This window comes from Brunnivagina elsteri CCALA 953, assembly GCF_002289455.1.
In the GTDB taxonomy this organism is placed as follows: Bacteria; Cyanobacteriota; Cyanobacteriia; order Cyanobacteriales; family Nostocaceae; genus Brunnivagina; species Brunnivagina elsteri.
Genome location: NZ_NTFS01000491.1, coordinates 1 through 4,246, shown reverse-complemented (window position 1 = coordinate 4,246; position 4,246 = coordinate 1). Strand labels below are relative to the sequence as shown.

2 protein-coding genes are annotated in these 4,246 nt (G+C 39.5%); both read right to left on the bottom strand.

What is annotated here, in order from left to right; translation table 11 throughout:
- Positions 1-260 precede the first annotated feature (260 nt).
- On the bottom strand, positions 261-1,853 hold the full coding sequence (locus CK510_RS27005; protein ID WP_095724599.1) for an iron uptake porin: 1,593 nt from the start codon (positions 1,851-1,853) through the stop codon (positions 261-263).
- Positions 1,854-2,001: 148 nt separating this feature from the next.
- Positions 2,002-2,625 carry a Crp/Fnr family transcriptional regulator gene (locus CK510_RS27000; protein WP_095724598.1) on the bottom strand — a complete coding sequence of 208 codons (624 nt, stop codon included), beginning with the start codon at positions 2,623-2,625 and terminating at the stop codon, positions 2,002-2,004.
- Positions 2,626-4,246 lie beyond the last annotated feature (1,621 nt).

Below are 4,246 nucleotides of genomic sequence, written 5' to 3'. Positions count from 1 at the left end.
ACTATACCTATCAATCCTTTTGGCTATTTTTAAGTATGTTTTAGTTTTATTAAGAAAGATGTGACTAATGGATAGCCCCTTAACAAGGGGAGGGAACTAGATTTTTACTTTCCCGCCTTGTTAAGGGGAGGGAATTAGATTTTTTCTTTCCCCCCTTGAAAAGGGGGGTTAGGTGGGGATTCAACAGGATTACAGGCAACATCAGAGACTGGGGCAAATATTTAATTGTTTAGACAACGACAGGCAACTTCAAGCAAATCTTAGAAGCTGAAAGTGGTACGGAGAGTACCAACATAGATGGTGTCGTTATTGTTGTTGTGTTCTGGGTTGAAAATAACCAACAAGCTAGGTGTAACTTGAATTCTTTCGTTCAACTGCATTTTGTACAGAGCTTCTAAATGGTAAGAGGTGTCAACATCTTTAGCTACAGTTGCACCTGAACCACCAGTTAGTTTAGGAGGTTGACCAAAGATTAAACCCAAGGTGTTACCTTCACGAGCAAAGTCTTTGATACCCAAGGTTGCTGCCCAGTAGCTGATATCAGCATCTGCTGTACCATTAACTCTTTCAGCTTTGGTAAAACCGTACCAACCACCAAGGGTTGCTTTGTCACTGAGCTTAAAGCTTGCTTGTATACCGTAGTTATCGGCAGTAGCAGCTACAGTTGTGCCAAAGGGATTATTAGCTTTAGAGCTACCTGTGCTGCTAGCAAAGTTATCAAATCCACCAACGTTATCAGTGTAAGTACGAGCGTAGGTCAAACCTACATTGAATTTATCGTTGGGTTTGAAGGCTAACTGACCGAATACAGCGTTATCACCCTCAAAAACACCCCGATTTACACCAGGATTGTTGTTATCATTGCTCAAATAAGCTCCGGTTAAGCTAATTTTACCCTTGGGGTTAAAGGTCGCAGTCACACCTGCACCACCAGAACCAGAACGGTAGATGGGGCTGAAACGTCCGTAACGGGAGATGGCACCAGTACCACTGCTTTGGAAGTCAGGGTTAAAGTTGGTAACGTTGTCGTTTAATTCAGCACCAGTAGCATCAACTTTAACAGCTAATTTTTCGCCCAAGTTAAAGCTGTAGTTCGCTTTATCGATTGAGATCGCGTTAGCAGTACCACTAGTATCAAATCCTAGACGGGTCATGTTAGTACCCGAAGAAGTTGCATTACTAGCAATATCACCAGAATTTAAACGAAGTTGCAACTTGTCTGTACCAGTGAAGCTGCTTTCCAAAGTCAAGCGAACGCGGTTAGAGAAAGTAGCAGTAGTATTTTCTCCAACTTTTTTGTTCTCGCCACCAAAAACGTCAGATAAAGCAAAGATTGCTTCACCTTTAAGTTTGGTTGTGGTAGAGAACTGCTTTCCTTCCAACTCAGCAGTACGAGCTTCGATTTGGTCAACACGACCACGCAAGGTTTCGAGTTCAGCACTGAACTCTTCTTGCAAGCGCTGAAGTGTAGCTAAGTCATCTTTAGTAGGCAAATCTGCGGTTGCAGTAGCAATCAATTCATTTACACGGTCTAAACAAGCGTTTAAACCAGCTGCAAATTCGTAACGTGTCATGGCACGGTTGCCACGGAAAGTACCACCAGGGTAACCAGCTACACAACCATAACGTTCAACTAAAGACTGTAAAGATTGGAATGCCCAATCGGTAGGCTGGACATCGGAGAACTGTGAAACGGAGGTTACTTGACCGATGCTGTTCGACTCTTGAGATAGTTGAGCAACGGATGTCACACCTTCTTTTGCTTCAACAGCGAATGCTGTGTTAGCTGCAAAGAATGTAGCTGCTACAACTAATGGACTGAGCTTGAGAACGTTCCAGAATAGTTTAGTCATGCTTTTACTTACTCTCACTCACACCTATTTGTTTGATGACTTCGCAAATTCCCATAATCTTTTACTCCTACGGGGATTTACTTAGCCGTTCTAGGATGAGTGTAGCAAGTATCGGAGGCTGACTAATGTCAACCACCATACTTTTGATTTATTTTCTTAGACCATTATTTGAATTATTATTTATTGGACGAATGATAATACGGCGTTTGTTACGAATCATGGTTGCTTCTTCTTCAAACTGTTGTAGCAAACGAGTCACAGTAACACGAGTCGTATTTAATACTTCTGCCATTTCCTGATGAGTCACGTTTAGGTCAATGAGTTTGCCTTGTTCCACGTCACGACCGAATTTTTCACTCAACCAAACTAAAAACTGCCACAGTCGTAGGGAAATTGGCTTACGATGTACTATGCTTAACAGTTCTTCCGCTTGTTGAATGTGGGACACCAGTGCATCAACATCTTGATGCCACATGTGAGGGGGAACAACGCTCACCTCAACGCTGGTCAAGCACTCAATTTGGTAGGGTTTAACGCAGGACAAAGGATAGCCAATCAAGTCTCCTGGTCCCCAGTAACCTAATGTGATGAATGTACCATCTTCACTCCATGTCAGAGTCCGAACCGCACCACGCTCAATTCTCCAAAGTACGTCATTGCGTGCTGGAATGACTTCACGACGGGTAAATAAACGTTGCGGTAATGAACTGCTAGTGCTAGGGTTAGAGTTCTGTTGAGTGCGATCGCTACTGTTGCGGTTGGTGGAATACATCATGGTTTAAGTGTTGGTAAAGTTAGACAGGCTGGTCAATTTTATTTAATGCTTATCGAAGGTATCCTGAGCATCTGCTGCAAGCTTGCACCTTGTGGCAGAATAAATTCAGGAGAGTTTTGGTATCGAAGAGAAGGAAATTGTTTTTGGATTAGACCAAAAGGTAGATGCAATTTTTAACTGAAGCTTGAATAATTTAGTTAGGAAGGTTTTGATAGTTCTAACTATGAAAGAAAATCGATTAAGATCGCAGCTTTAACTGTATGTATCGTCAATATTCATCTTCATTGCCATGTTGGACGAGTATGATGAAGCTTTTGGTTGATAGCAGTTTAGCTTCTAAGTCGCAATCATAAAATCCTAACTACTGTTGCTTCTGCACAGTCTATAGTTGCTGCGTCAAAATACATGTTGAATAGTTACGATTCATTGAACGTCAAACCGTAGTTCCTCAAAACCCCATTACTTAAGAAATAGTCATGAACCTTAGCAGCAATGTTCAAAAGAATACTTGAGTCATTGCGGCTTATTGAGAACACTTTAGATTAAATGATAATTACTGTCAATAAATTAAAGTGCTTGTACAGAATTACTCCCAAGTTGTCTTTGATATATATAGAATGCTAGCTTCTATACCCGCACCTTAATGAGAAAATATTTTGTAATTTAGGTTGTTAAGACAAAATATTCGAGTGTGATGTCGTTGATTACGATTGTGCGATCGCGGATATGGTAACTACAGTCAGAAATTACATACAAAGCAATTAGGCTTTATCCAGGATTTTTTACCAGCTAAGTAATAGGATTAGCACAGAGGACGCATAAATAAACCGTTTTGTTTGTTTTACCTGAAAGGCTCTCAGATAAACAATTCTGCATTTGGCGTGTTTGTACTAGATACTTTTCTTACTTAATCACTCTGATATTTTTCTGGTCTTGCCTTTGTTGTCTGCCTGACTTTTCATTGCATTATTGTTTGTTTTTACATTTATGTCTGTTGTACTAAATACAATTGATTACGTAAAATTAACAGATTGCTAGTAACAGTAAAGACATTTTTTCTGATGATTTGTATGAGTAAAGTTGCGACAGAGAACACCTAAGCTAATTGCTAAAACAAATACCTAGCATAGCATCTAGTCGATGAGACTAATTTTGTTTTGGCAAATAAATCAACTTAAAATCCTCTAATTGAGATTAAAAAATGGCTAGATATTTTTACTATCAATCGAAAATTTGTGACATCACTTAAGTCAATTGTAGCAAAAAATAATGCAATTAAATATTTACTAGTAACAAATTAAACTAGACCCAACGGTGTTATGGAGAACAATTTATCATTGCCTTTATTAATTTAGTCTGATAAGTTTAAGGGAAAGTAAACTTTGTATGAAATATGCGTTATTTAACCAACATTTAATTTATTTGTTGCAATTATAGCTAGTACTTAATCTGTATTTATACTGCAAACGGGTAAAATCTGGACTTCTGTCATACTGTAGCTTGCTACTTACAGAAGCCGCTTGCGCGTCTACCCGCAGGGTGGAACGTACGTTCCACGTTCCCGAAGGGTAGTATCTTCAAGATTTTCACGCTTGTTAAAAGTAAAGTTCTAACCCGT